Source organism: Kitasatospora sp. NPDC058048 (genome assembly GCF_042885555.1).
Lineage (GTDB): Bacteria > Actinomycetota > Actinomycetes > Streptomycetales > Streptomycetaceae > Kitasatospora > Kitasatospora lactacystinica.
In genome coordinates, this window is sequence record NZ_JBHVRT010000056.1 from 31,064 (window position 1) to 57,158 (window position 26,095).

The following is a 26,095-nucleotide window of genomic DNA, read 5'->3' on the forward strand; positions in this document are numbered from 1 at the left end:
GCCACTACCGCACCCTCGCCGAAGCCAACCCCGACGCCTACCTGCCCGACCTCGCCATGGCCCTCAACAACCTCTCCAACCACCTGGGGGAGGTGCGCCGGCCGGCAGAGGGCCTGGCCGCCGCCGAGGAAGCCGTCACCATCCGCCGCACCCTGGCCGAGGCCAACCCCGACGCCTACCTGCCCGACCTCGCCGGCACCCTCAACAACCTCTCCGTCGATCTCGGCGAGGTGGGCCGGCCGGCGGAGGGCCTGGCCGCCGTCCAGGAAGCCGTCGGCCACTACCGCACCCTCGCCGAAGCCAACCCCGACGCCTACCTGCCCGACCTCGCCATGGCCCTCAACAACCTCTCCAACCACCTGGGGGAGGTGCGCCGGCCGGCAGAGGGCCTGGCCGCCGTCCAGGAAGCCGTCGGCCACTACCGCACCCTCGCCGAAGCCAACCCCGACGCCTACCTGCCCAACCTTGCCGGCACCCTCAACAACCTCTCCAGTCGCCTGGGGGAGGTGCGCCGGCCGGCAGAGGGCCTGGCCGCCATCGAGGAAGCCGTCGGCCACTACCGCACCCTCGCCGAAGCCAACCCCGACGCCTACCTGCCCAACCTCGCCATGGCCCTCAACAACCTCTCCAACCACCTGGGGGAGGTGCGCCGGCCGGCAGAGGGCCTGGCCGCCGTCCAGGAAGCCGTCACCATCCGCCGCACCCTGGCCGAGGCCAACCCCGACGCCTACCTGCCCGACCTCGCCGGCACCCTCAACAACCTCTCCATCCGCCTGGGGGAGGTGGGCCGGCCGGCGGAGGGCCTGGCCGCCATCGAGGAAGCCGTCGGCCACTACCGCACCCTCGCCAAAGCCAACCCCAGCCTCTTCGGCCCAGCCCTACATCAGTCCCTGGACGTGACCGCCTGGCTGGAGGGAATCGGGCCCTAGCCGAACGGGCTGGGTGCCGTGGAATCGTATTGCGGGGAATATCGCATGTTCGGAATGACGCTCCCTGCCAGTCGGCGCCGATACCTGGACCACCGCCAGGCGCAAGGCGTTCGCCAACGACCTGGAGCACTCGCAACTGATCGCGGTCTCCGCTGCCTCCAACCGGTCCAAGGGCGACAAGTCGCCGGACGCCTGGCGCCCGCCGGCGACCGGCTACTGGTGCACGTACTCCCGGGCCTGGACCGACACCAAGCACGTCTACGGCCTGTCCGTCACCGAGCCAGAGAAGACCGCGTTGAACGAGATGCTCGACACCTGCGCGTAGCCGTCGGCCGGGTCGGCCGACCCGCCTGTGTCGTTCGGGCGGGCCGACCGGCCTCCTCAGAACGGGGGTTCGTCGGAGAGGGCACCGTCCCGGGCGGGCGCGGTCGGTCTGGTCTTCGGTTGCTGAAGAACCCGGACAGCGTCCTCGATGCGGCCGAGGTCAATGAGTAGCTCGGCCCGGAGGGAGCTGTTGAAGGTCGGATGCTGTTCGAGGACGGCGACGGCCTCCTCGGTGCGTCCGGCGCCGGCCAGGAGCCCGGCGATCTGCTCGGCCGCGTACCAGGCGTCGCCCTCGGGGTGGGCCCGGGCCGCTTCGACCGCCTCGTCGACCCCCGCGCTGGTGGTGATCAGCGGCAGCCTCATCCAGAACAGGTCCCACCTCTCCTTGCCGCCGCGGCGGGCCTTGAGGGCGTCGAAGTGGTCCAGGCCGTCCTGAGGACGGCCCTGGTCGAGACACAGCTCGGCCAGGGTATGGAGGATCCAGTCCTCGCCTGGGCGAGCATCGGCCTGGGCACGCATCACGTCGATCGCCTCACCGCCCCGGCCGTGCCGGGCCAGGAGCCGCGCGAGCTCGTACGCCGCGTTCGGGTCCTGCGGCACAGACTCGGGGACCGGCCGGTAGACGGCGATCGCGCCGTCCACGTCGCCGCGTTCCTCCGGCAGTTCCGCGAGCCGCTGCACGGCGTGCCCGTGGTGCTCGGTCTCCGCGTAAGCGCGCAGCTCCTCGATCCGGTTGTGCCGGGCCAGCAGGTCGGCCAGCTGGTCGCGGTAGTCGATCGAGGTGGTCTCGCGGGTGCGGAGCAGGACGATGGCGTCATCGACGCGGCTCTGGCGCTCGTAGACCGTCGCGAGCAAGCCGATCGCCGTGTCAGGGTCGAGGCCGCGGCAGCACCACGGGCCGTCCGGCCGGGATCCGGGCGGTGAGCAGTTCGGCGGCCTCCTCGTCGCGGCCGGTGCTCCCGGATATGCCGACGAGCGGCTCCGCGAGGTACCGGTCCTCGATGTGCGGGCGCAGCAGGGCGAAGGCCTCGTCGCCGTGGCCGTGTCGGGTGAGCAGGTCGGCGAGGAATCGCAGGGCAAGTCGTTGCCCGTCCTGCGCGTGCGGGCGTGCGAGCGCGATCGCGTCGTCGGCCCGGCCCATCGCCTCCAGCAGTTCCGCCGTGGTCTCGGCGGCTGTCCACCAGCCCGTGGCGACATACGGGGCGAGCACCTGAAGCGACTCCTGCGTGCGGCCCTGGCCCGCGAGGAGCCGTGCCCACTCCCGCGCGCAGAACCACTCCCCACGCCCGGCCCATTCCTCCACGAGCGCAGCGTGCCCGTGTTCGAGCAGCCGGGCGACCATCCCTGGCGGGATGCAGCCGGATTGCGTCCGGACCTGGTAGTCAAGATCGGAAGCTTCCATGACGACGCACCGTAGTTCCCGCCCCTGACACCGAGTCGGCCCCGCCGGTGCCGGACCGCAAGGCCGACGGGGGCGGGGAAGGAACCGGTGCGCAGGCGCCGTGGTCGCCGGTACCGGGCGGCAGCTCGCGGCGTCAGGGCGTGTCGCCCGCCTAGTCCCAGCGCGGCGGATTTCCGGGTCGGGGCTCGTAGTGGGCCCGGCCGCCCACGCCGTACCGGCCGATCTCGGTGGCCGGCGCGGCACCGTCAGCAAGCTGTGCCTCGTCCCAGCCGGTGACGACCAGGTAAGCCGGCAACAGGCTGGCTGCTTCTTCCCAGCGGTGTACGACGGCGTCGTCCGGGGCACCGGGGCGCGAGGGCGTGTGCCCCGGCGGATTTCAGCGGCCTCGGTCCGTCTGGCTCGGCTCCCAAATCCCGTGCGAGCCGTGATCGGAAGCTGAGACGCTGGCCTCACACAGTGCGGCGCAGGGGCGGAGACCATTTTGATCATCTTGGACGCGAACATCCTCCGGGGCACCAAGGGCGGCGGCGCCGAGGACGAACTGCTGCGCACCCTCCGCGCCTCCAAGGCGGAGCGCATCGCCATCCCGGAGATCGCCCTTGAGGAGGTGCTCGCACAGCGGGTCCTGGCCTACGACCGGGCCCACAAGGCGATGCGGGAGGCCGCCGAGAAGCTGAACGCCGCCACCCACTGGGGCGAGGTGGAGGGTCCGCAGGAGTACCTGCCGGAGAAGGTCCGCGACTACTGGCGGAGCCGCTACCTTCAGCTCGCTGAAGTCCTGGAGACCAGCATCGACGTACACCGGCAGGCCCTCGTCCGCGAGGCCGGCGTCATCGCGCCCTGCAAGATCGTCGGCACCGACACCAAGACCGGCGCGCGGGACGCCGCGATCTGGCTGACCGCTGTGGAGCATGCTCGCGAAAACCCCACAGAGACGGTCTACTTCATCAGCAACAACACCCGAGACTTCGGCAACGGCGTCGACTGGCCGACCCAACTCGCCGAGGACATCAGGGGGATGGAGAGCCGATTCTTCCTCCACACGTCACTCGGGGGCGTACTTCCCCGCTTCGCCCGGAAGGTCACCACCACGGTCGACGAGGTGACCGCCCTGCTGTCCGACCCCGGCCGGCTGGAGAACATCGCCAGGCGGTCCCGGCTGGCCCACTTGAAGGAAGTCATCGAGGCCCTCCAGCTCCGCCAGTGGCGTGCAACCCACACGCGGTACACCAGGGACAGCCACGCCGCACTCTCGGAGGTCACCAAGCCGCGCGCGTACGAGATCGACGGCCAGGTCTGGTACACCGCCACGGCCCGCTGGGTGATCGCCCACGGCCTCCCTGTCCAAGACGGACTCCGATACGACCTCCAGAGCTGGACCACCCGCGTGATGGTGAGCGCCGCCGCCGAGCCGGGCAGCGTCACCATCCTCTCCGCCGGTGACTTCGAGACCGCCGGTGCCGACGATGCGGTCCACTTCCCGGAACTCGCCGGGTCGTTCTTCGACGGGGGCGGCTTGCTGCCCAACTTCAACCAGCACATCGCGACCGCACTCTCCCCCCTTCTGCGGGTCGCAGAACTGCTGCGGGGAGCCGACACCGACATCACTCCCTTTCACGGCGACGTCCTGGGCGACGGTCCCGAGGCCCAGGAGGAGTAGCCCCCGGCGGGCGTCGGATCCGCGCCCGGCGGGCTACCGGCCGACCCTGCGCCCGAACAGGCCGGCCGCCGGGACCGTAGCGGCCGATCTCGGTGGCCAGTGCGGCGCCGTCGGCGAGTTGGTCGGTGTCCCAGCCGGCACCCGGCTGTCAGTGCCGGTGTTCACCAGTTCGCCGGACCGTCGGGGTCGGTGGGCTGTGGGGTCTGCCGGATGGTGTCGGGGTGGTGGAGGTACCAGCCCCAGTCGTCGAAGCCCGCGCCCCAGCGGACCAGGGCGACCCAGGCGGTGGAGCCCTGGTGCAGGCGCCAGCTCTCGATCCGGCCGGGCCGCCACCGGCCGCCGAGGCGGATCTCGACCCATCGCCAGCGCGGCTCGGTGTCCCAGCAGCGGCCGGGGCCGGACATCAGCGCGCGCGGTGCCCGCTCGGCGTCGCCGGGCCGGTGCTCGGGGTGGCCGGGGTGGGAGCGGGAGAACGGAACTGCGCTGGTCACACCCCCACCATAAATCGAACAACTGTTCCCATCAAGCGCCGGGCACTGGCCCCGGCGGTCAGCGCCGGCGGTTGAGCAGCAGGGCGAGGAGGGTGCGGGCTTCGCGGCGGCGGGCGGGGTTGGGGGCGGTGATGGCGGTGAGCGTGAGCGCGGTGAGGGTGAGCAGGTAGCCGGTGGCCGAGGCGGCCATGGCGATGGTGGCGGGGTCGTGGGTGGTGGGCATCGGTGTCTCCGTGCGGCTGGGCCGCCCGCCCCGGCTCGGGTGCGGGCGGGGCGGGTCAGTGGGAGGCGAGTTCCTGGAGTCGGTCGGCGATGGCGTTGGTGGGCAGGCTCAGGAGGCCGCCGGCCTCCTCTTCGCGGGGCAGGCCGTTGATCGCCTCGCGCAGGGCGCGGTCGGGGCGGGGCAGGCCTGCGGGGTCGGGCAGGGGCGGGGCCAGGCGGGAGGCGAGGCGGGCGTAGCCGGGGAGGTTGGGGAGTTTGGGGGCGATGGGGGCGCTGGTGCCGTCTTCGAGGCAGGCGGCCTGGTGGAACCAGTTGTCGGCGTCGCGCAGTTCGCCGCGGCGCAGGTGGTGCAGGTACATGCAGTAGGCGGCGAGGTGGCTGCCGGCGCCGGCGGCGAACTGCCACCACCAGGTCGCGGAGTGGTGTCGGCCGGAGAGGTCGAGGAGGCAGGCGAAGACGAGGGCGCCTTGGGGTTCCCAGTCCCGGGCGAGGCTGTCCACCTGTTCCCAGGCCCCGGGTTCGTTGATGACGACGGTGGCCAGGGCGCGCAGGTCGCGGCGGGCGTCGGCGTGGATGCCCGCCGAGCCCGGGAACGTCAGGATCGCCTGGTGGGCGGCGGCGGCCCGGTCGGCCCGGCGGGCGGCGAGGCCTTCGGCGATGTAGCGGCGGCCAGCCTCGATGTCGTAGCGGGGCCGGTCGGCGGGCAGGGGACCCGCCGTTTCCAGCAGGCGGACGACGTCGCACCGGCAGGCGTCGTCCTCTCGTGGGGTCACGGTCACTCCTGGTCCTCCTTGGCGGTGCTGGAGCGCAGGATCCGGCGGGATCTGAGCCGGGCCTCCAGCTTGGTGCGGGCCTGCGTGGTCAACGACTTCACCGTGGCCTCGTCGGTGCCCATGGCCTGGGCCGTGCCCGCGACCTTGAGGCCGACGACGAAGCGCAGCACGATCACGTCGTACTTCGCCGCGGGCAGTTCCTTGATGGCGGCGCCGAGCGCCATGCCCACCTCCAGGCCGTCGATGCCGGTGGTGACGGCGTCCAGGTCGTCCAGCCACGGTTCCCACTCCAGGCGCAGCGCGACGGAGAACGCGATGCGCTCCTCCAGCCGGTCCAGGCGTTCGCGTTCGACCTCCACCAGGTGGCGCAGGGCGGCCCAGGCGGTGGCGGCGGGCTGGGGGTAGGTCAGGACGCGGTCCCAGCAGTCGGCGAGTTCGAGGAAGGCCTCGCTGACGAGTTCCTGGGCGAGGGCGGCGTCGCCCAGGCAGGCGTAGGCGTAGTCGTAGTACGCGTCGGCGTGGAGTCGCTGGAAGGCTTCCAGGGTTATGGGCAGTTCCACGACCGGGGGTGTGGTGCCGGCGGCGTCGGTGAAGGACGGTTCGGTCACGACGACGCCTCCCCTGCCGGGTCCGGGAGGCTGCCGCGCGGGCGCAGCGGGCGGCTGGGGCACGGCTGGGCGGGGGCCGTGATGGGCCGCGGCAGGACGGGGGGATGGGTGTGCATGGGTTGGGGGTGTCCTTCGGTCATCGGTGCAGGGGAACGGTCACGCTCTGCTCGGGCGGGTGAGCGCGGCGTGCCGGTGGGGGAATCAAATCCCTCGAACAGACCAAAGGTTCACGTCTCGAAGGTAAAGACTTACGGAATGTCATCTTCCGACGTTTAGGCACCACAGTCCGAACCCTGGACCGCATGTCACCGGTCGGGGCCGCTCTGCGGGCTGGCGCCCGGCCGATTTGGCGTTCAACTCCTGGAACCGGGCCGGTCCCGGGACGCGACCGGTCCGAATGCTGTTTCGACCGCGAGCGTCTCGTGCGAGCCGAAGGTCTCGCCGGCGCCCACCCGACTGGGGCCGCCCGCTGGGTCGTCACGGCACCGGTCGACGAAGGCCCGTCCCTGCCATGTGAGCGCCGGCCGTGACCCGACACAGGGTTGGGGAGTGATGGGAACGAGCGGGTCGAACCGTCTCGCAGATCTGGTCGCGGCGGTCGACGCAGAGCAGAAGTGATGGGTCGTCGAGTTGGTGCCGGGGAATACTCTAGACTTCAGATCTGCTGATCTCTGGTGTCCAGAGATTGAAGATTGATCTTGCAGGGGGATTCGTGGCCCAGCCCAACCGCACCATCCAGATCGACGACGAGGTCTTCGCCCTCCTCCAGCGGCACAGCGAGCCCCTGGTGGACACGCCGAACGATGTCCTTCGCCGTCTGCTGCTCGACGGTGGGCGCGCGGTGTCGGATCCTGCGGGCTCGCGCCCCACCGGCGCGCTGATGCCGCTGATCGAGGCCGGGCTCGTCCGGTCCGGCGACCAGCTCCGGCACACCCAGACCCGGCTGAAGTTCACGTACACCGCTTCGGTGGCCGGAGACGGCTGGATCGAGATCCCCGACGGCCGGGCGTTCCGTCTGCCCTCGCCCGCGCTCAAGGCCCAGGTCGGCTACGACGTGTCCGGGTGGACGCAGTACGTCCACGTTCCCAGCGGCGCCACGCTCTCCGAGCTGCGCGAGCAGCTGGCCGACCGGTCCTGAGCACAGGTCGCGGGTCGGAGCGGACGAAGCCGTCGGAGCGGGGGAAGCGATGAAGGGGGAGGGCGTGGGGCTTTCGGAGGCGGAGGGCCGCGCGGTGCTGGAGGGGATGATCCTTCCGGCGGCCACCGCCGGGGCGGTGGCCCAGGAGCGGCCGGTGGTGGTGCTCGTGGCGGGGCAGCCCGGCAGCGGCAAGACCACCCTCGGGGACCTGCTGCACGCCGTCCTCGATCTGCGGGGCGGGGCGGTGCGCGTGGGCGCCGACCTGTACAGGGCCGTACACCGGGACTACCCGGTGCTGCTGGCCGAGGACGTGCGCACCGCCGGTGCGGGCGTGCGCTTGGACACGCGCCGCTGGCAGGCGGCCGTGGAGGAGCGGGTGCGCGAGGGCCGGTTCGACGCACTGGTGGAGACCGCGCTCGCCGACGGCGACGAGGTGCGCGCGCAGGCCGTGGCCTACCGGGTGGCCGGGTACCGGGTCGAGGTGGTGGCGCTGGCCTGCGCCGAGGCGTGGAGCCAGCTGGGCGTCCTCGCCCGCTACACCGAGCAGGCGGTGGCGACGGGCGCGGGCCGGTACGTGTCCTGGGAGAACCACGACGCGTGCGCGGCCGCGCTGGTGACGACGCTGCGGGTGGTCGAGGAAGAGATGCTGGCCGACCGCGTCACCGTGGTGCGGCGCGGCCTGGTGCCGCTGTACGGCAACGAGCTCGTCGACGGCGCCTGGGCGCGAACGCCGGGCGCGGCGCGGGCGGTGGAGGCGGAGCGGGCCCGGTGGTGGGGGGCTGCGGAGAGCGCGGGCTTCCACCGGGCGCTGTCCCGGGCCGGGCGGGCGCTGGTGCGCGCCGAGGACCGGGTTCCGGCCGACCGTGTGCTGGCAGTGGCCCGGGACGCGAGCCGGGCCGCCGCGCTGTCCGAGCCGGTGCGCCGGATCGCGCAGGCCCTGCGCCGACCGCCGGGCGTCGACTTCCACCGGCTGTCCCCGGCCGAGCACCGCGAGATCTTCGACCTCGACATCGTGCCCCTCCTCCTGGACGGCGCTGTCCCCCAGGAGCGGCCGGTGGCGGTGTTCGTGGTGGGCCAGCCCGGCGCGGGCAAGACCGGCGCCGCCCTCTTGGTCAAGCGCGCGCTGCGCCCGGACGCGGTCCACCTCGTCGGCGACGACCTCAAGATGCTGCACCCGGACTACTTCGACCTGCTGCGCTGCGAGGCGCGCGAGGCGGGGGCTGCGATCCGTGCGGACTACAAGGCCTGGTTCGCCATGGCGCAGGCGTACGTGCGCGAGCGGCGCGGCGACATCGTGGTCGAGACCGCCCCCGGCAGCGCCCGGGAGGTCCTGGCCGACGCCGAGGCGTTCCACCGGGCTGGGTACCGCGTCCAGGTGCTGGCTCTCGCGGTGCGCGCCGCCGACAGCCGCCAAGGCACCGCCCACCGCTACGCGGAGGCCGAGCGCCACGGAATTCCGGCGCGGTTCACGACTGCGGCCGGGCACGACCGGTGCTTCGAGGCGGTGGCCGACGTGGTCGAGCAGGCCGCTTCCTCAGACGTGGTGGACGAGCTGGTGGTGATGGGCCGGGACGGGCGGGCCCTGTGGCGCCGGGGCCGGTCCGGCGGGACGCCGGGGTGGGCACTGGCCGCCGAGCGGGCCCGGCCCTACACGGAGGCGGAGGCGCGGCGCTTCCTCGCGGTCCAGACGCGGGTGCGCCGGGCGCTGCCGCAGCACCGCGCGGAGGTGGAGCAGATCGTGGCCCTGGCCCGCCCACTCCTGCTGCCCCTGCTCCAGCCATCGGCCCTGGACGTGCCGACCGCCGGGCCGGTGCCCGCCGTGCGGGTCGCCTGAGAGCCGGTCAGCCCCTGTCGGTCAGCTCCAGGGCCGCCGTGTAGTGGGCGGCCAGGCGGGCGGCTTCCCCGGCGTCCACGCCGGCCCTGAGCCGGTGAAGGTCGGCCATGGCCCGCTGCCGGGCGTTCACCATAGTGTCCAGCTCCGCCGGGTCGGCGCCTTCCCTCACTGCGGGGCGCAGGTCGCGGATGCCCGAGCTGTACCGGGCCACCAACGCATTGATGGCCCACACCGCGCGGTCCCAATCGTCGGCGGGCCCCGGCGGGCCGAAGCCGGCCGACGGGCCGGTGTTCTCGGCGGGGCCGTCCTCAGGACGGGGGTCGGGCACGGTGGCACCACCTCGGATCGGAACTGTCACGGTCGCCGCCAGTCTCACACGCCGCCGGTGCCGCCGGCGCCGCACCCGATCGGCCCGCCGGCCCGGCCGCCCGCGGGGCCGCCGGGCCCGGACGGCGACGACCGTGCCCGCCGCAGGTTCCGACCGGTACCACAGCCGGCGGGCGAGGGCGTAGGTTGATGGCCGGTCAGGCAGACGGGGAGAGGGCACACGTGGCACGGGACCTGCGGGCGCTGTTCGGCTCGAACAACCAGGCACTGGACGCGGACGAGGCGTTCACCAACCGCCAGGCCCAGTGGGAAGCCGTCGCTTCCGCGCTCACCGCCCACCTCACCCGCATCGCCGCCCCGGGCTTCGACGTCCAGGACCTCGAAGCGCCCCGGCACAACGTGCTCGTCTTCCACGGGGTCGGCGGCATCGGCAAGACCACCCTGTCCCGCAAGCTGGAGGCCGCCCTCGCCGACACCGCCCGGCGCCCCGCCCAGTGGGGAGAACCCGCCTGGCCCGCCGGCTCCCGCCTTCTTCCGGTGCGCATCGACCTCGCCCGCTCGGCCAGCGCCGACATCGAGCAGCTCGTCCTCACCCTGCGCCTCGCGCTCGCCCGCCACGTCGGCCGCGCCCTGCCCGCCTTCGACATCGCGCTGCGCCGCTACTGGGACACCGTGCACCCGGGCGAGCCGCTGGAGGAGTACCTGCGCCGCCGCGGACTTGCCGCGATGGCGGGCGATGCCCTGCCCGGGCAGATCAAGGGAGCCGTCGGCGAGGCCGCCCAGCAGCTCGCCCTGCCCGGCGTCGTCGGCTCCGCCGCCGGCCAGGTGGCCGCCGCCCTGGTCACCGCGCTGCGCCAGCGGCACGAGAAGGCCCGCGCCCTGACCGGCTGCGTGCGGCTGGCGGACCTGCTGGAGGCCGAGCCGGACGTGGAGGCGCTGTCGTTCTACCCGCACCTGCTGGCGTGGGAGATCGCCCGCCTGCCCGCCAAGCACGCCGTCGTGCCGGTGGTCCTGCTGGACGGCTTCGAAGACGTCGGCGACCGCACCCACCGCGACCTGGAGCGCCTGGTCCAGCGCGTCGTCTGGCTCATGCCGAACGCCTTGTTCATCGTCACCGGCCGCTCCCGCCTGCAGTGGGCCGACTCCGCCCTGCAGGGCCAGCTCGACTACACCGGCCCCGCCGCCTGGCCCCACCTCGCCCCCGCTTCCAGCCCGCTGCTGCCCGCGGCCCGCACCCCGGCCCCGGCCGCCGGACCGCGGCAGCTGCTGATCGGCGACTTCTCCCCGGAGGACTGCGAGGACTACCTCGCCCACCGCCTCACCCACGACGGCCAGCCCCTCATCCCCGCCCCCGTCCGCGCCGTCATCGCCCGCCGCTCCCACGGCCTTCCGCTCTACCTCGACCTCTCCGCCCTGCGCTTCCTGGAGATCCGCCGCACCCGCACCCCCGAGCCCGGCGACTTCGAAGCCGACTTCGCCGCCCTCGTCGCGCGCACGCTCCAGGACCTCACCGCGGACGAGCGGCACGTCCTGCGCGCCGCCGCCCTCCTGGACGCCTTCGACGTCCCCCTCGCCACCGCCGCCGCCGGCATGAGCCACGACGCGCCCGCCCTGCGCCTGGTCGAGCGGCCTCTGGTGCGCGAAGACCCGACCGCGCTGTGGCCGTACCACCTGCACGCCCTGGTCCGCTCGACCCTGCGCGGCGCCGACGACCGCACCGACGACCGCTGGTCCGACCAGGACTGGCGGCGCGCCGCCGACCGCGCCCACACCGCCCTCGGCGACCAGTGGAGCACCACCGCCGGCGACCGCGCCCTGCTGATCGGCTGCCTGCGCCAGGGCCTGCGCCTGGCCCGCGACCACCGCCTCGACCTCGGCTGGCTCGCCGCCGCGGCCTGGGCCTACGTCTCCGACTCGATCTGGGAACCCCTCGCCCCGCCCGCCCCCGCACCGGCCGGGCAACCCGCCGTGGGCGGGCCGGGCGGCGTCGCCGTGCTGGACACCCCGGCCGACGCCCTGGTGGAGACCCTCAGCGCGCTCGCCGCCCGCCAGCGCGAACACCGCACCCGCACCGCCGACCGCCTCACCCGCGTCATCGACAGCCGCCTGCTGCCCGAGGACCTGACCGACATGGCCCTCTACTACCGGGCCAAGGCCCACCGCGACCTCGGCCGCGGCGCCGCCTCCCGCCAGGGCATGCAGCAGGTCGCCGCCGGCACCACCCGTCTCGCCCCCGCCGCCCGCCGGGGACTCGTCCACCTCGCCCGCCAGGGCGGCGACTTCCCCACCGCCCTGGCCGCCGCCCAGAACCTCGGCTGGGCCGGACGCCAGCACCGCGTCCTCGGCGACCTGTGGTGGGTCCACGCCGAGATGGACCAGGCCGCCGCCGCCTACCAAGCCGCACGCACCGACGCCGAACAGCACGCCGTCGCCGGCGAGACCGCCACCTCCCAGGCCCAGCTCGCCTTCGTCCGCGCCTTCACCGACCCCGAGACGGCCGACGACGACCTCGACCTCGCCGCCCAGCTCCTCGTCGGCCTCGACCTGCGCGCCACCACCCTCACCACCCGCATCGCCTACCTGATCCGCGACGCCGGCACCGGCGGCCAGGACTTCCCCGACCGCGTGGCCCTGCTCGACGCCGAGGTCCGCGCCTCCGGCGTGCGCGCCGCCCGCACCACCCTCGCCCTCGCCGTGTGCTTCCACCACGCCGTCCTCGCCGACGACGGCGGCCTGGACACCGCGATCCGCGACCTCGACCAGCTCACCCGCGGGCACGACTACGCCTACTACACCGACATCGCCCACTTCATGGCCGGCCGCGACCTCCAGTTCCCCTCCGGCGCCCGCTGGTACGACGGCGACCAGGCCGTCCGGGACCGGTGGCGCGCACTCGTCACCGCCCGCCAGGACCGCCTGCGCCCCGACAACCGCTAGCTAGATGCTGACGGCGTGGATCGTGGAGTAGATCAGCTGGGGACAGATGCTGAGGGCCTGGTCGAGTGCGACTTCCAAGGCGGTGGAGTCCTGGTGCTGGTCGATGTTCAGGAAGGCGACCCAGCTGGAGGGGTGGTATCGGGCGAACATGGAGAGCGTGAAGAGGAGGGACCACCACAGGAGCAGGGGGTGCAGAACCTCGCTCTGCCCGGCGACGGCGGGGAAGAGGTAGGTGTCGTCGTCGGCAAGGTAGGTCGTGGTGGCAGGCGGAAAGAGCTGCCACTGCCTGGTTGCGGTGAACGTCCCGTCGTTCTCGCCCCTGCTGAAGTCGTTGGGCGGACCGGCAGGCTCGGTGCCGTGCAGACCGGGGTAGTGAGAGAGGAAGTCCTCCAGGCCTGGGCCTTGCTCGCCCGCTGGAATGCCTTTCACCCATCCCGCGCGGCCAGGGGCGGCCATCGCGGTGTCCCCGAACCGTAGAACGGGATGAACCGCACCCTGCTCCGTGAGTGGGTAGCGGGTCAGCTCGGGCACCATGCTCCACAGCTGTCCGAAAAGGGCACCGTCGCCCGGCAGGGAAGCCGAACCCAGGAGACCCGCGAGCTGCTTGAAGGAACCCTTCTTGCCGTTCTGGTTCTTGACGGTGCACTGGCTCAGCAGCCTCTGCTCGTCGAGTTTCTCCACCGCGATGCCGTGTCCGTTGAGCTGCCATTCGTCCGGTGTGCTCGCGCGGGTGGAAGCGGCCGCGATGGCCCGCCCGGCCTGGCTGAGGCCGTAGAACAGCAGCAGTGGCCGCGCACTGTAGTCGACGGTCTCCGCGGATTTGAAGAGCTGCTCCGACTGCTCAAGCGCCGCCCCGAAGGTGAGTTTCCTCTCAGCATCGCTTCCTGCCGGGCCGGGCGGGCTGTGCCGCAGGCCCCTGATCCGCTGCCACACCCTCGCTGGAGACGGGTTCCCCACGTCGTTCCATGGCACCTGGACTCGGACGCCAGGAGGAGTCACAACCATCGGATGAGTCACCATGACCGGATTCTTCTCCAACCATGATCGGAAGACCATGGGTTTTCGCGTTCCGCGTCGATCGTCTGCGGCAATAGCGGCGTAACCGCCGTCAGACCGCAGGCTCGGCCGCTGGGGCTACCGCAAGCGCAGGTTGCCCTTCGTGTCCACGATGATGGTCAGCTCTCCGTCGAGGTTCTCCCGGAGGATCTTGGCGAGCTGCGCCCCGTCGAGGGGATGCCGGCCAGGACTTCCTCGACCGCGTGGCCCTGCTCGACGCCGAGGTCCGCACCTCCGGCGCGCGCGGCGCCCGCACCACCCTCGCCCTCGCCATGTGCTTCCACCACGCCGTCCTCGACGACGGCGGCCCAGACGCTGCGATCCGCGACCTCGACCAGCTCACCCGCGGCCACGACTACGCCTACTACACCGACATCGCCCACTTCATGGCCGGCCGCAGCCTCCACATCCCCTCCACCGAGCGCTGGTACGACGGCCCCGACCAGGTCCGCGACCGCTGGCGCAGCCTGGTCACTGCGCGCCCCGCACAACCGGGCCCCTGGCAAGGGCTGGCCCGGTGACAGGCGTCCGCCTGTAGGAGTGCCCGGTCGACTGTCCTCCACAATTTCTCCCGTCTGGGTGATGGCTCATCCAGACCGGTGGTTGGATGCCGCGCATGGACATCACCACGGCCGTCGTCAGCGCGGGCTCGAAAGCCTTGGCCAGCGCCCTCACCCCCGGCAACAAGGTAGGGATCGCCCGGGTCGGCAGTCGGGAGGAACGCAGAACTGCCTACCTCGAATACGGCCAGGCCTGTACGCATTTCATCCTCACCGCCGGCTGGGTCAACGCAATGGCACTGGCTGATCCAAAGAACTCGCTCAAGGCGGCCTCGACCGTCGTACAGGACCGCGTGGCGGCGGCGAACCTGATGGCCATGGCCCATGTTTCCGTTCGTCTGTCCGGCACCCCCGAGGTCATCGCCATGGCCAACCGATTGGGCGACGCCGCCCGGGCAGTTGGCGAGCACGCTACCGGGCAGGGAGACGAAGCCGACAAGACCCTGGCCGGTGCCTTCGTGGACGCAATGAACAACTACCTCGAACTGTGCCGATACGAGCTGTGGTATCAGCCCCAATGGTGGCAGCCCCATCGGTTGGCCAAGCAGTGGTGGACCACCTACTGGAGAGACCGGACTTCTCGGAAGGAGGCAATGACACTTCTCAGGCAGGCACGCGCCGACCTGGAGAACAAAAGTCCCGACGAGGTCGCCCGGCGCATCAAGAAAGCCGCCCAACGAGCGACGGAAGCCTGACCAGATCCTCGCCTGGCCAACGACCGCAAGGCGCGAACGCGTGCCCCGGCACAGCGGGTGCTCGTTGAACTGCCGGAGGAGCGGTCTGTGGAGGCAACCAGGCCAGCGCGACGGCTGGCAAGCGGCCACGGCTTCTGAACACGCTGCGGGGCCCGCGCCCGGTCGAGCGTACGGACCCCGCAGGTCGGCCCGGAGCGTCCCGCTCAGTCCGCTCGCAAGATCCGCGAGACGTAGATCCGCGGCGGCTCCGTGACCTCGTTCACCGCGTACTCCACCAACCCCAGGTCCCGGCGCAACGGCGCCGAGTGCATCCCGGGCCGTCCCGGCACTGGCATGCTCAGGTGGGGGAAGGGGTTCTCGCGCAGGTCGACGAGGAACGCCACCACGGCGGAGAACACGTCGGCCGGCGTGCCGGGGTCACCGAGGAATTCCTCAACGGCCGGGGAAACGGTGATCGGGTCGTCCTGGTCGTCCGGGAACTCGTTATGGTCGCTCACAGGGCCCCGAGCCGACGCAGGACTGCGGAGGCGGAGGCGCCGGGGGCGGTGCCGGCCTGGACGGCGGCGTGGATGCGGTCGCCCTCCGGGTCGCGGTAGAGCTCGGCGCGCAGCCACCAGCGCTTCAGGACGCCGCCGATCGTCTCGACGTCGGCCTCGCCCATCTCCCGGTAGAACTCCATCCGCTGCGCCGGCGGCAGAGCGGCGGCGACGGCGTCCTGGGTACGCGGGATGGGCTGCTGGCCGTCGTGGTGGCCGTGCAGGGGCGCTGCGCTCACAGTTCCTCCGGGCGTCTCGTGCGGGTAGGGCCGGTACCAGTGTCCTCCCTCAAGGTCCTCGGGTGGTACCCAGGGTTCTGAGGGTGCCGGTCAGACCCGTCGGGCGGAGTCGGAGAAGGCCAGCCCTCCGGGAGAGAGGGGCCGTCGGCGGAGCGATGCGGGTGCGGCGACGGTCTCGCCGGGCGGCTGACGGAAGCCGGCGCCACTCCACCGGGCCTGGGCTGTGTCCGGTGGCCGGAGCGGCATCCGCCCGGCGGGGCCCCTACTGGATGTCGGGCTCGGAAGCGGGCTCGTCGGGGTGGTCAGCCACGCCCCTGGCGTCGGCTACGGGTACCCGGACGCCGGCCTGTTCCAGGAGCAGGTGGGCCATCTGCAGAAAGATGTCCCGCACCCGGGAGTCCGCTCCGGCAGTGACGCAGGCATCCGCGAAATCCGTCACGGCTCGATAGGCGTCCGCAGGTGTCCGTTCCAGCGCCGGCATGCCCAGCAGCTCGTCGAGCCGCCCCTCCGGCCAGCCGAGGTGCGCCACCACGCGAACCAGACCGGCTGGAATCCCCGGGCCGGACACGCGGCCCATCTCGTAGTTGTTCACCGTGCGGCGAGAGATACCCGCCGCCTCGGCGAGCTCCGCCTGCGACATCCGCAGGCTGCGCCGCGAGGCGTGAACGGCGTTGCCGACGTTCCACCATGAAGGGGCGGCAGTCGAGACGGTAGCGGACCCGGATGCAGGCAGTAACACGTGCTCCTCAATCGGCTTCGACGGATGCGGCGGCACCGCCAGCCACACGCACGTTGTCCCGCTCCGCGAACCCGGCCACCGGTCATGTTGTCCCCGGGTTGTCCCCGCACCGGACGGGGCGCAGCGGGGGTTGTCCTCGCTGCGCAGCCGGTTGTCCTGCCCGGCAGCCGGCGGCTGCTGCGCGGCACCGTGCGGCAACCACCGGCCGGCCGTGTCCGGGCGGGCACTCGGGCGGTTGGACCGGTATGACGACTCCGCCTTCCGCATGGTCCTGGCTCGACCGGGCCGACGAGCGCCACCGCACCCGCGACGAATCCAGGCGGCCTGAAGGGCCCGCGGAGCGCGAGCTCACCCCGGAGGAGCGGGACGTCCTCGCCCGGGCCTGCGTCACCGGCCGGCGCGCGGCCGACTGGGTCCGTTCCCTCGCCGCGCTCCAGGACGACGAGGGCAACCAGCGCGTGCTGGAGCAGTACGCCGGCGCCGTCGAGCAGGTGCTGCGCTACGAGATCGTCCCGGGGCGGCGACGGCGAGCTGGTGGAGGAGCTGCGCCACACCCTGGACGCCTATGTGCTGCTGGGCAACATCCGGACCGCGCACCGGCTGCGGCTCACCGCTGACGAGCGGGTCGCGCTGCTGGCGGTCGGCTTCGCGGCGCTGTCCGCGCCGCGGGTCGTCCTGAACGACCTCACCGACCTGGTGCCGCTGTGCGAGGCGATCGGCGAGGCCCTGACCATCGGCACGGCCGAGCCGGCTGTACCGGCCGCTCCCAGCGGCCGGCCGTGAGCCGGTGCACCGAGAACGTCGCGCAAGCCCGCTGCGCCGCCCGTTGGCGACTTGGTGCAGCGTCGACACCTTTTGACGATCCGTCTCCTCATCCGCCAGGAGCCGCTGACCGAAAGGCTGCGGCTTCTAGGCTCCCCAGATGAAAGCGGCCGCCTGCACCCGAGAGCGGCCGGCCGATACGGGAGAGGAAACTCAGTGATCAAGACGCGCACTCTTGCCGCGGCCGCCGCCACAGCGCTGCTCGCACTCGGCGTCGCCGCCGCGCCGGCCTCGGCCGCACCGGCTCCGAACGGGCCCACCATTGCCAGCGTCCAGACCATCACCGGCAGCCCGGACAGCACAGGCACCATCGGCGGAAGCTGCCCGGCTCCTGTCGGTAACGGTGCGCCTGCCGCACCCTATCTGTGTGGCACCAATCCCATTCGCCTTGACTGGACGGACGGCCGGTTCGAGTACGTGCTCCTCGGAACTGACCGCCGCGTCTGGCACACCTACCAGACCACCGCGAACGGACCGTGGACCAACTGGGACCTCTTCGGCGACAGCAGCGACGTCCAGAACGGCGTCTGGTTCAAGGACGTCTATGGAACCCCCAGCGTGGTGGTGACCGGCAGCGTCGGCACCCGCTGGTGCAACAGCCTCAACAGCAGCGGCACGTGGACCAACTGGTACCACTGCCCGCCGGCCGTCTGACAACCGGGTGATCACCGGTTCGTAGAGTCGTCGGCGAGGAGGCGAGCCGCTTCGGCCCCGACAGGGCCACCAGTTTCGATCTCCTCGTCGGCGAGGCCGGGCAGCCGTCGAGGCGCCCTGCACTCCGGCGCGGCCAGGTCGCGGCCAGGACCAGCCCCTGCGGGACACGCTGTGGCGCTGGGCCAAAGGGGCTTCCTCGGCGACGGCACAGACCGGACCACGTAGCGCGGTATCGCCCGCAGCATGGGTCCGCCGTCGCCTCGTCCACGTACCCGGACCGGATCCGGGCACCGGGCCCGGGCGGTGCCGCTACGGTGACGGGTACCGGATCGAGGAGGCCATGCGCAGTTCCGACACCGCCCGCCGTGTCCTGGGGGACCTGCCGACCGCGATGGGCCTGCTGTGCTGGAGCACGGCACCGGCTGCCTGGCGCGACGCCGTGGCGCGCGCGGCCCGGCTGCTCGGCCCGGTCTGGGAGCAGGACCCCCGGCGCGACCGGCTCGCCTCCCTGGCGCTCCTCCTCTACATCGAGGCCGATGCGCGCGCGGTTGCGGTCGGGGACGTCCCGCTGGAAGCGGTGCCGTCGGTGCTGGCCGTGGACGAGCGGGGGCTGGCGTGGCACCTGGATTCACGGCACCGCAGCAGGAATTCAACGATCTGACGGCGGAGCATGAGCTTCCCCTTCAGCACCGGCCCGAAGCCGGGAAGACCACGGCGGCCTTCACTCCTTGTCCAGTCCGTCAACTGCCTGGGACAGCATCGGACCCGGCGGTGGGCTCGGTGTCGAAACGCCGGACGCGGCACCTGCCGAGGCGGCATGAAGCGGATCGCTGCCCTCGAAGCCGAGCTCCTCGAAGCCCGGCAACGGTAATCTCCATTGCCTGCCGGGCGCGAAGCTGTGATGCTCGCCAGGCGGATTCACGGAGTGCGGATCGGAGAGTTGAGTGGGCGACAGGTGGTTCTTCTTCCTTGGCGAAGATGAGATCAGTGGGGGAAGGAACCACACTCCGACGAAGCTCATGACCATCTTCCAAGAGCATGACAAGTACATGGATGAGCAGTGGGCGAGCGAGGTCGACGCGGGGAACGCGGGGAACTTCAGCCTGGACGCTGACGCTGCTGACTGGATCGGGGCCCCGTCGGAGGCCTACGAGGGCGCGCCGGGATGGAAGGAGTACGCGGAGGGCATCGAAGACGGTGACATGAGCACGGCTTTCGGCTACTCGGCCACCGCCGAAACCGTAGCGAAGCGGCTCAGTTTGATGGGGTTCACTCCGCAGCGCTGCAAGGCGGAGATGGCTGAGCTCCTCCGGGACCTTCACATGATCGACGGCGAAGACGCTCTCTACGTCCCAGTGTCGGGGACGCCCGATGGCGAGCACCTGCCGATCGCCTGGGAGGACGTCGTGGAGATCGGCCTGCGCGCGTTGATCGCCAGCTCCAAGCGATCGGACGCACAGGAACCCCTGGAGAGCTTCGCGACGGCCTGCCTAGATGAGCTTGAGCCGTTCCGGGAGTTTGACGCCGATCCGCGGACACTGCTCGCCGCGCTCCTCCACGGCCAGGCGCCCGACACCGTTGTCCGCCTCGACCTGCACGATCTCCTGGCGGCCGGCTACTTCACCCGGCACGACGCTGTCTCAGAGCTCGCTCTGCAGGAACTGGCGACGGAGATGGCAAGCAGCGGGCCGATCATCGTCATGACCGAGGGAACCACCGATGCCCGGTTCCTCAAGCGAGGACTGCAGATCGTCGCCCCCGAACTTGCCGGCTACTTCACGTTCCTCGACCCCGACGCGAAGGCTCCAGGCGGTGCCCCTGAGCTGGTGAAGAGCCTGCGAGCCTTCGCAGCAGCCGGGATTATGAACCGCGTCGTCGCACTGGTCGACAACGACGCCGCAGGGCGCCAGGCCGTGAAGACACTGTCGGGCGCTCCGCTTCCCGATCGGTTCAAGGTCTGCCTGCTGCCCGATCTCGACTACGTGAACGACTACCCGACTCTCGGGCCCACAGGTGACACCCGCTACAACATCAACGGTCGCGCGTGTTCCGTGGAGTTCTACTTCGGTCTCGACTGCCTGCGGGCAGATTCTGGCGAGCCGCTCCCGGTCCGCTGGACCGGGTTCAACGGCGCTATCAACGACTATCAGGGCGAACTCGTCCCGGGCGACAAGAAGGCCGTCCAGGACCGGATCGGCAAGATGCTCACCGCCGCCGAGGCCGGCGACACACCGCTCGACGACCGATGGGACGCGATGCGCCAGATCGCACAGACCCTGATCGCCGCCGCGGGACGCTAGCCTCTGCCGCGTCGCTGACATCAACGCGACGCATCACACCAGGTCATAGCCGACCCGTTCGACTGAGCACTCGGAAAACTGGACGCGCAGCACCTCCAGGTAGGGGTCCGGATAGGCCTCCCCCTGCAACATCACGCGCAACGCCGGCTGTACCGCATCTCGCCACGACACCGACGCACCGGGGCGCCACCGTCGACCATCACGTGAAGGGGACTCAGGGCAACACATCGGAGGTCAAAGCGGTGCGCACCGTGGTCGAAATCCCTGGAAGGGCCTTCTGTCGGCCTACTGGTCGACCAGCTATCCCTACACACCGGCCATGCGCCGAAAGGGGCTGGAAGGGGCCTTTCTGTGCCTCACTTTTGAGGCGTGGACATGCCATTTTGGCCGCTGGGTCGCCTGCAGCAGGGCCACGGACCATCCGTGCGCTCCTGGCCGCCGCCCTTCCCAGGACGCATGTCCCGGACGGCGCCCCGGTCGTCGTCGAGGGAGCAGACACGGGCGTCGACGGACCTTCCGTCGCCGTCGGCCGCCGCCTTGTCGCGTTCCTCCCATCGCATCCAGAAGCACCGCTGCTCCTCCCGCTGGGCGGCGGCATCGGGGATGACGGCGATGGCCTCGGCGAAGCGTCCTTGCCGAACCAGCAGTCCGGCCAGCTCGGTCGCGGCCCGGGTGCCGGACAGCGGGCGCACACGGGCGATGGCTTCGTCCACCTGCCCGTCCTGGGCGAGCAGCCAGGCAATGGTGAGTTCGCGGTCGTCGACCTCGTCGGGCGGCAGGGCATCGATCTCCGCGATGGCTTCCCTGCAGCGTCCTGACTCTCCCATCAGCCACCACCGGTTGGAGCGGAGCCAGAACGCGTCGTTCTCCGCGAGGAACTCGGGGCTGCGTCCTTCGGTGAGCTTCAGGGCCCTATCGTGCTGGCCCTGTTCGGCGAGAAGGATCAGGGCCGGCTGGAGGAGGTTGCCGTCGTAGAGGTCGTCGAAGGTGTGCTCCACCGCCTGGACGGCGTCGTCGAACCGGCCCTGGCGTATGAGCAGTTCCAGCAGCTCGCTCTCGTATCCGGTCGGGTACTCGTCGGTGTCGATGAGGCTCCGGAGGTGGGCCTCCGCCTCTGCGCTCCGACCCAGGGCTTCCAGGGCCTCCACGAAGGGCCGTACGACGGTGGACCGAGCGGGGCCGGTCGCGAGTTCGCGCAGCTCCGCGATCCGGCCGTGCCGCGCGAGCAGTGTCGCGTAGTCGTGCTCGGCCGACCAGCCGCGGTTCGCGGCCGCGTCGGTTGCCCGCAGCCTGATCGCCTCGTCGACGCGGCCGGCCCGTTCCAGGACGCGGGCGTGCGCGGACAGGGCGTCCCCGAGGTGCCGAACCTCGGGCTGTTGCGGGTCGCGGCGGAACGCCTCGGCGATCGGGGTCAGCAGTTCCAGCACTCGCTCGTCGCGCCCTCGCCCCTCGGTCACCGTGACCAGGGTCCACAGTGTTCGCTCGTCGCGAGGACGTCGAGCGAGCGCGTCGATTGCCTCGTCCACCATCCCGGCCTCGACCAGCACCTCGGCGTAGTCCCGCCATGCGTCGTGCGCTGCCGTGTCCCCGGCTGCGGGTCGTGCCAGCTGGAGTGCCTGCGAAGTGCGGCCCCACCGCAGCAGAACGTCGGCGCCCGCCCGGACCGCCGGCTGCCAGCCGGCGGCCGCGAACGGCTCCACCACTGTCCAGGCCTTCTCGAAGGTCCCCTGCGCGCAGAGACTCTGGGCCGCGGCCCGGGCGCAGGACCAGTCCAGGCGCGCCCGCGCTGTCTCCATCAGGAGGTCCAGGCAGCCGTGCTCGATCAGCGAGTCGACGAGCCTGGACGGGATGCTGTCGGTGCGGCCGTGCTGCCCTGCAAGATCATCGACGTTCATGGCGGGACCCTACGGCGGACCTCGGACATCCCGCGCTTCGGTGGGCCTACCCGCTGTCCGGCCCGACGGTCCGGATGGCCGGAGCACGCTGTCACTGGCGGGCGGTAGCTTGTGCGCTCGATCATCGCCAGCCGGCAGGAGGAAGAGGTGCTCGTCGGCGAGTACTTGAACTGGCAGGAGGGCAACCCGATCGTGCCGTTCGAGAATCCTCGTGTCACAGGTCCTGCTCGGGGAAGATGCGCGTTGCACCGGTGGTTCGCCCCGGGGAATCTCCGGTGCACCTACTGCGGTGTCGAGGTGTTCTGCCTGTGCGGGCAGGCTGGGCTCGGTCCCGCCATCAGGGCCCAGCTGACGGAGTTTCAGATTGCACTACGGGAAGCGACACTCGACCACCTCCTCGCTAAGAACCTGGGCGGCGGCACCGAAGCGAGCAATGTCGCTGTGGCCTGCCGAAGGTGCAACTGCAGCAAGGGCGACCGCCGCTTCCCCGGGGAGTGGATCCCGCATCGGGACGAGAACACGTTTGTCGGCGGCGGAGAACTTCCCGATCTCTCAGAACTCAGTCCAAGGGCCCGTCGGCTCGGGCTTCTGGTGGAAGACATCGACACAACAGAGATGGGCCCCACAGTACGTGAGGTCGCCGGGCTTCTCTCCTGGAGGCCGGACACCGTGCACCGGACTCTCGAAGAGATGTTCCGCTTCGGTGCTTTCCATGTCACCGCCTTTCCCTGCGCTCCCTCGGCCAGGTACTTCGATCCCATCGCCGATACGAGTGGCTGCTTCGCGGGCAGTCTCTGGGTGGACGGGTGGCTGTAGCCTCCGATTCCGGGCCGAGGCTGATGACCTACTGGCCGTTGGAGGCGTTCGTCGGAAACGTGTGTGGCGTCCGGCTGAAGCCGGACGCCACACATGTCTACCTGGTTGGTTCATCGAGCCTGGGGCTCGGCCTCACGCTTCAGGAGCTCGAGAAGTGCAGCCGCCATCTGGACGGCCTGGCGGTGGTCCAGCGCGTCAAGAACGAGCTGCGCGGATGCCCGGGGGTCGGACGGAACCAGGTGGACCGTGACCGCCAACGCCGCGTTGGTGTGGGCGTCACGCTGGTCCGGCAGGGCCGAGGTGTAAACGCCGTTTACACCTGAGGCCCCTTCCGACGGTCGGCCCGCAGAGGTCTGGTCCGTAGCCGACGTGTAAACGCCGTTTACACCGTCCCCGGCACCGTTGTCCCCGCTGGCAGGAAGTGTCGAGACACGGTCCGCCGTCTCTTCCACCGGACGGTCCGTTCGCTTGCCGGCCCGGGCTGCCTTCGCTGCCAGCTTGTCGGCGGCCGTCTTCTTCGCGGACTCGGCCCGCTCGAGCTGCTCCGCCGCGCTGATCTTCCCTGACCGTGCCTCGGCGCCGATCCTGCGCGCATCCTCGATGGCCAGTTCCCCGGCCCCCGCTTGCTCCTGAAGCTCGGGGGACAGGTGCAGCAGCGCCAGCCGCTGTCCCACCCACGCACGGGACTTGCCCAGCGCCCGCGCCACTGCCGCCTGATTGCCGTCGTAGACCGAGTTCAGCAGCTGCTCGATCGCCTGAGCCTCTTCGAACGGCGACACGTCCTCACGGTGGGCGTTGGCGATCAGAGCCGCTTCGACCATGTCCGAAGCGCGGGAGACCAGGTCGTCGTTGAGGTCGACACGCAGGGTCTTGAGCCCCGCCTGCTGGGCGGCCTTCAGGCGTCGGTTGCCGTCGAGCGCAACGAAGTCCGCCTCACCGATCGCCTCCGCCTGGTCCGGGTGTGCGTCGAGGAACGCACCGCGGCTCACCACGGTGACCGGAACGATCTGCCGACGGGTCAGGCTCTCGGCGAGTTCGGCAATCGACTCGCTGTCGATGGTCTTACGCGGGTTGAGCGGGTTGAACACGATCGAGGACACCGGCGCCGAAGAAGCACGCCGCACCCGACCCGTCGCGTCCAGTGCCTCACTGCGCGCCCGCACCTCGTCCCCGCGCACCGTGCCCTGCGCCAGCGACCCGAACGCCCCTCCACCGGCCTGCAGCTTCTTGGCGATGCTCATGCGAGCCTCCGTCGGATCTCTCGCATGCGCTGCGCCTGGATGGATGTGGGTGCGTACATGAGCAGCGGCTGCTTGACGTGGACGGCCTCGCGCTGCTCCTTGAGGTCGGGGACGATGGAGACGACGGGCGGGGTGCCCAGCGATTCCCACTCGGAGAGGGAGTGGGTGGCGACGTAGCCCTTGCGCTTGTCGAACTTGTTGACGACGAGTCCGAGGCGGTCGATGTCGACCTCGTAGTCGAGGCTGACGGTGCGGATCTGGCTGTCGAGCATGGCGTAGGCGTCCGCGGAGGAGTCCTCCGCTTCCACCGGGACGAGAACGCCGGAGGTTCCAGCTGCTTCGTTCTTGCGGCGGTGCCCGTAGTAGAGGCCGGCGTCCATCGCCAGGCCGAGGTTCGGCGGAGCGTCGATCACGATGACGTCGAAGTGCTCCTCGAGCGGGGCGAGGGCGCGCTGGAGGCTGGTCTCGCGGGGGCCGCGGACGGACCCGAGCCGGGAGTCGAGCAGGAACGCGTCGAAGGAGGACGGGAGAAGGCTGAGCCGCCCTTCGAAGTGGTCCGGCTCGATCGCCACGACCTGGTCGAGCAGCGAGCCGGCGACGCGGTCCCGGTCGACCATGTGGGTCACCAGGCTCTCCTCGCCCGGCGGGATCTGCTTGACGCCGAGCTGAGAGGTCAGGTGGCCCTGCGGGTCGTAGTCGACGAGCAGGGTACGCAGCCCTGGCAGGGCGGGCAGCTTCGAGGCGCCGGTGGTGGCGGGCAGGCCCAGCGCTATGGCCTGGCCAGTCCCGGCGGCGACGGTGGTCTTGCCGACGCCGCCCTTCTGGTTGCAGACGACGATCCGTCGTGTGTAGCGGGGGATCGTCAGCTCGGCCAGAGACACGTGGTGGGAGTCGATCCATGCCCGGACCGCCTGGGCGAGGCCCTGGACGTAGGACATGCCGTCCCTGCTGTCGCAGTCGTTCTTGAACGCCTCGTACAGGCCGGCGGGGAGATGCGTGTTCCAGCTCTCCGCCCCGGAGGTGTCGATGGTCGGGTTGCTGTCGGCGGGTCGGGCACGCCACTGCTCGACGGCCTGAGCGACAGCGACCTGCATGTCGATGCCGAGCTGCGCTGCGCGGGTCTTGAGTTCCTGGCGGAGGGCGGCAGGCAGCTTCGACGCAACCTTTTCCCGCTCACCTCCGGGCTTTTGAGAGGTCATGACGTCACCTTAGTGGCGTGCGCCTGGTTCAGGCACATCCGGCACGCCTGTTCGTCAGGATTCTGGCCCGCTGCGATGTAAACGCCGTTTACACCCTCGCAGGGCTTGCTGGTCGATGACCTGAAGTCAGCGCAGAGTATGAGCACTCTCTGGTTCGTAAGCGTCAAAGAGCCCGCACCCCAGCGCTGGGGTGCGGGCTGTCGTCGTTGGCGGGTTCGGCCGTCAGGCCGCGGTGAGGAGAGCGGCCCCGGCAAGGGCGACCAGGGCGAGGATCGTGGTGTCCGCCGACCGACGGAGGAGCAGCATCTTGCGGTGGCAGAGGGCGGAGAGGACGCCGAGGCGGTCCAGGCGCTGGTCGGGGGCGAGTTCGGCACGCAGCTGGCCTGGGGTGCGGGTGGCCCAGTGGGCGTAGGAGCTGCGGTCGTCCGGGGTGATGCGGGGGCGGACGACGAGGACGGCGAGGACGGTGGCGGCGAGTAGGACGGCCGCCACGGGGGCGATGACGGGCAGGCTGGCTCCCTTCGCCTGGGCAAGGATCGCGACGGCGGCCGCGAGGACCCCATCGAGGCCGAGGAGTAAGCCGGCCTTCTGGTCGGTCCTGGCTGAAGCGCGCAGGTTCCGAGATTCCTGGACGGGATCGCACTCGAACCCGCGTGGGCTACCGCGGTTGGCTCGGCATCAGCAGTCGAGTTCGGCTC

Annotated in this window: 29 protein-coding genes and 1 pseudogene; 13 read left to right on the forward strand and 17 right to left on the reverse strand. The window is 71.2% G+C overall.

The window, feature by feature from the left end:
* Positions 1-929, forward strand: a 929-nt coding sequence (locus ACFVVA_RS38165) for a tetratricopeptide repeat protein (RefSeq protein WP_387695304.1), incomplete at its 5' end; no start/stop codon positions are given.
* A gap of 73 nt (positions 930-1,002) precedes the next feature.
* Positions 1,003-1,254, forward strand: a pseudogene (locus ACFVVA_RS38170) (HNH endonuclease); the annotation flags it as partial.
* Positions 1,255-1,310: 56 nt separating this feature from the next.
* On the opposite strand, the gene ACFVVA_RS38175 reads toward ACFVVA_RS38170, so the two are convergent.
* The 3 genes from ACFVVA_RS38175 to ACFVVA_RS38185 form a co-directional block, all read right to left on the reverse strand.
* Positions 1,311-2,108 (reverse strand): tetratricopeptide repeat protein, encoded by a 798-nt coding sequence (locus ACFVVA_RS38175; protein ID WP_387695305.1) that lies wholly within the window; start codon positions 2,106-2,108, stop codon positions 1,311-1,313.
* Positions 2,109-2,121: 13 nt separating this feature from the next.
* Complete coding sequence (locus ACFVVA_RS38180; protein ID WP_387695306.1) at positions 2,122-2,655, reverse strand: hypothetical protein; 534 nt, start codon at positions 2,653-2,655, stop codon at positions 2,122-2,124.
* Positions 2,656-2,806: 151 nt separating this feature from the next.
* A complete protein-coding gene (locus ACFVVA_RS38185; protein ID WP_387695307.1) occupies positions 2,807-2,950 on the reverse strand; it encodes a hypothetical protein in 144 nt (47 codons plus the stop codon).
* A gap of 195 nt (positions 2,951-3,145) precedes the next feature.
* Between ACFVVA_RS38185 and ACFVVA_RS38190 the strand changes: the two genes are divergently transcribed.
* Complete coding sequence (locus ACFVVA_RS38190; RefSeq protein WP_387695308.1) at positions 3,146-4,315, forward strand: PIN domain-containing protein; 1,170 nt, start codon at positions 3,146-3,148, stop codon at positions 4,313-4,315.
* A 161-nt stretch (positions 4,316-4,476) separates the two neighbouring features.
* On the opposite strand, the gene ACFVVA_RS38195 is transcribed toward ACFVVA_RS38190, so the two are convergent.
* From ACFVVA_RS38195 to ACFVVA_RS38210, 4 genes are read right to left on the reverse strand one after another with little or no spacing between them, the layout of a single operon-like run.
* Positions 4,477-4,806 carry a hypothetical protein gene (locus ACFVVA_RS38195; RefSeq protein WP_387695309.1) on the reverse strand — a complete coding sequence of 110 codons (330 nt, stop codon included), beginning with the start codon at positions 4,804-4,806 and terminating at the stop codon, positions 4,477-4,479.
* A gap of 58 nt (positions 4,807-4,864) precedes the next feature.
* Positions 4,865-5,029, reverse strand: coding sequence for a hypothetical protein (locus tag ACFVVA_RS38200; protein ID WP_387695310.1), 165 nt, complete (start codon positions 5,027-5,029; stop codon positions 4,865-4,867).
* 55 nt (positions 5,030-5,084) lie between these two features.
* Complete coding sequence (locus ACFVVA_RS38205) at positions 5,085-5,801, reverse strand: hypothetical protein (RefSeq protein WP_387695311.1); 717 nt, start codon at positions 5,799-5,801, stop codon at positions 5,085-5,087.
* Between the two features lie 2 nt (positions 5,802-5,803).
* Complete coding sequence (locus tag ACFVVA_RS38210; RefSeq protein WP_387695312.1) at positions 5,804-6,409, reverse strand: RNA polymerase sigma factor; 606 nt, start codon at positions 6,407-6,409, stop codon at positions 5,804-5,806.
* Positions 6,410-7,121: 712 nt separating this feature from the next.
* On the opposite strand from ACFVVA_RS38210, the gene ACFVVA_RS38215 reads away from it, so the two are divergent.
* Positions 7,122-7,547, forward strand: a complete 426-nt coding sequence (locus ACFVVA_RS38215; RefSeq protein WP_387695313.1) for a hypothetical protein — start codon at positions 7,122-7,124, stop codon at positions 7,545-7,547.
* A 64-nt stretch (positions 7,548-7,611) separates the two neighbouring features.
* Positions 7,612-9,381, forward strand: coding sequence for a zeta toxin family protein (locus tag ACFVVA_RS38220; protein ID WP_387695314.1), 1,770 nt, complete (start codon positions 7,612-7,614; stop codon positions 9,379-9,381).
* A gap of 7 nt (positions 9,382-9,388) precedes the next feature.
* On the opposite strand, the gene ACFVVA_RS38225 is transcribed toward ACFVVA_RS38220, so the two are convergent.
* Positions 9,389-9,709: a hypothetical protein gene (locus ACFVVA_RS38225; protein ID WP_387695316.1), complete on the reverse strand. Its 321-nt coding sequence runs from the start codon at positions 9,707-9,709 to the stop codon at positions 9,389-9,391.
* Between the two features lie 221 nt (positions 9,710-9,930).
* Here ACFVVA_RS38225 and ACFVVA_RS38230 point away from each other — a divergent pair, with 221 nt between their 5' ends.
* Entirely contained in the window at positions 9,931-12,645 is a 2,715-nt protein-coding gene (locus ACFVVA_RS38230) for an ATP/GTP-binding protein (protein ID WP_387695317.1), read from the forward strand.
* Here ACFVVA_RS38230 and ACFVVA_RS38235 read toward each other — a convergent pair whose 3' ends face one another.
* Entirely contained in the window at positions 12,646-13,578 is a 933-nt protein-coding gene (locus tag ACFVVA_RS38235; protein WP_387695318.1) for a YaaC family protein, read from the reverse strand.
* 326 nt (positions 13,579-13,904) lie between these two features.
* On the opposite strand from ACFVVA_RS38235, the gene ACFVVA_RS38240 reads away from it, so the two are divergent.
* Both ACFVVA_RS38240 and ACFVVA_RS38245 read left to right on the forward strand, forming a co-directional pair.
* Complete coding sequence (locus ACFVVA_RS38240; protein WP_387695319.1) at positions 13,905-14,222, forward strand: hypothetical protein; 318 nt, start codon at positions 13,905-13,907, stop codon at positions 14,220-14,222.
* A gap of 95 nt (positions 14,223-14,317) precedes the next feature.
* Positions 14,318-14,956, forward strand: coding sequence for a hypothetical protein (locus ACFVVA_RS38245; RefSeq protein ID WP_387695320.1), 639 nt, complete (start codon positions 14,318-14,320; stop codon positions 14,954-14,956).
* Between the two features lie 203 nt (positions 14,957-15,159).
* Here the strand turns inward: ACFVVA_RS38245 and ACFVVA_RS38250 are convergent, their stop codons facing one another.
* The 3 genes from ACFVVA_RS38250 to ACFVVA_RS38260 all read right to left on the reverse strand — a co-directional run bounded on the left by ACFVVA_RS38250 (position 15,160) and on the right by ACFVVA_RS38260 (position 16,518).
* Complete coding sequence (locus ACFVVA_RS38250) at positions 15,160-15,453, reverse strand: hypothetical protein (protein ID WP_387695321.1); 294 nt, start codon at positions 15,451-15,453, stop codon at positions 15,160-15,162.
* Positions 15,450-15,731: a hypothetical protein gene (locus tag ACFVVA_RS38255; protein ID WP_387695322.1), complete on the reverse strand. Its 282-nt coding sequence runs from the start codon at positions 15,729-15,731 to the stop codon at positions 15,450-15,452. Before ACFVVA_RS38255 ends, ACFVVA_RS38250 begins: the two co-directional genes overlap by 4 nt.
* A gap of 262 nt (positions 15,732-15,993) precedes the next feature.
* On the reverse strand, positions 15,994-16,518 hold the full coding sequence (locus tag ACFVVA_RS38260) for a helix-turn-helix transcriptional regulator (protein ID WP_387695323.1): 525 nt from the start codon (positions 16,516-16,518) through the stop codon (positions 15,994-15,996).
* Positions 16,519-17,004: 486 nt separating this feature from the next.
* On the opposite strand from ACFVVA_RS38260, the gene ACFVVA_RS38265 reads away from it, so the two are divergent.
* The 3 genes from ACFVVA_RS38265 (at position 17,005) to ACFVVA_RS38275 (ending at position 18,607) form a co-directional block, all read left to right on the forward strand.
* Positions 17,005-17,253 (forward strand): hypothetical protein, encoded by a 249-nt coding sequence (locus ACFVVA_RS38265; protein ID WP_387695324.1) that lies wholly within the window; start codon positions 17,005-17,007, stop codon positions 17,251-17,253.
* Positions 17,254-17,448: 195 nt separating this feature from the next.
* Entirely contained in the window at positions 17,449-17,946 is a 498-nt protein-coding gene (locus ACFVVA_RS38270; RefSeq protein WP_387695325.1) for a hypothetical protein, read from the forward strand.
* 340 nt (positions 17,947-18,286) lie between these two features.
* On the forward strand, positions 18,287-18,607 hold the full coding sequence (locus ACFVVA_RS38275) for a hypothetical protein (protein ID WP_387695326.1): 321 nt from the start codon (positions 18,287-18,289) through the stop codon (positions 18,605-18,607).
* Between the two features lie 60 nt (positions 18,608-18,667).
* Here the strand turns inward: ACFVVA_RS38275 and ACFVVA_RS38280 are convergent, their stop codons facing one another.
* Positions 18,668-18,967, reverse strand: coding sequence for a hypothetical protein (locus ACFVVA_RS38280; RefSeq protein ID WP_387695327.1), 300 nt, complete (start codon positions 18,965-18,967; stop codon positions 18,668-18,670).
* Here ACFVVA_RS38280 and ACFVVA_RS38285 point away from each other — a divergent pair.
* Positions 18,966-20,246, forward strand: coding sequence for a hypothetical protein (locus tag ACFVVA_RS38285; protein ID WP_387695328.1), 1,281 nt, complete (start codon positions 18,966-18,968; stop codon positions 20,244-20,246). The two genes, ACFVVA_RS38280 and ACFVVA_RS38285, sit on opposite strands and share 2 nt — an antisense overlap.
* A 356-nt stretch (positions 20,247-20,602) precedes the next feature.
* On the opposite strand, the gene ACFVVA_RS38290 is transcribed toward ACFVVA_RS38285, so the two are convergent.
* Entirely contained in the window at positions 20,603-22,141 is a 1,539-nt protein-coding gene (locus ACFVVA_RS38290; protein ID WP_387695329.1) for a hypothetical protein, read from the reverse strand.
* Between the two features lie 111 nt (positions 22,142-22,252).
* Here ACFVVA_RS38290 and ACFVVA_RS38295 point away from each other — a divergent pair, with 111 nt between their 5' ends.
* Positions 22,253-22,957: an HNH endonuclease gene (locus ACFVVA_RS38295; protein WP_387695330.1), complete on the forward strand. Its 705-nt coding sequence runs from the start codon at positions 22,253-22,255 to the stop codon at positions 22,955-22,957.
* A gap of 110 nt (positions 22,958-23,067) precedes the next feature.
* Here ACFVVA_RS38295 and ACFVVA_RS38300 read toward each other — a convergent pair whose 3' ends face one another.
* The 3 genes from ACFVVA_RS38300 to ACFVVA_RS38310 all read right to left on the reverse strand — a co-directional run bounded on the left by ACFVVA_RS38300 (position 23,068) and on the right by ACFVVA_RS38310 (position 25,889).
* Positions 23,068-24,198 (reverse strand): ParB/RepB/Spo0J family partition protein, encoded by a 1,131-nt coding sequence (locus ACFVVA_RS38300; protein WP_387695331.1) that lies wholly within the window; start codon positions 24,196-24,198, stop codon positions 23,068-23,070.
* On the reverse strand, positions 24,195-25,397 hold the full coding sequence (locus ACFVVA_RS38305; protein ID WP_387695332.1) for a ParA family protein: 1,203 nt from the start codon (positions 25,395-25,397) through the stop codon (positions 24,195-24,197). Before ACFVVA_RS38305 ends, ACFVVA_RS38300 begins: the two co-directional genes overlap by 4 nt.
* 222 nt (positions 25,398-25,619) lie before the next feature.
* Positions 25,620-25,889: a Pycsar system effector family protein gene (locus ACFVVA_RS38310; protein WP_387695333.1), complete on the reverse strand. Its 270-nt coding sequence runs from the start codon at positions 25,887-25,889 to the stop codon at positions 25,620-25,622.
* Positions 25,890-26,095 lie beyond the last annotated feature (206 nt).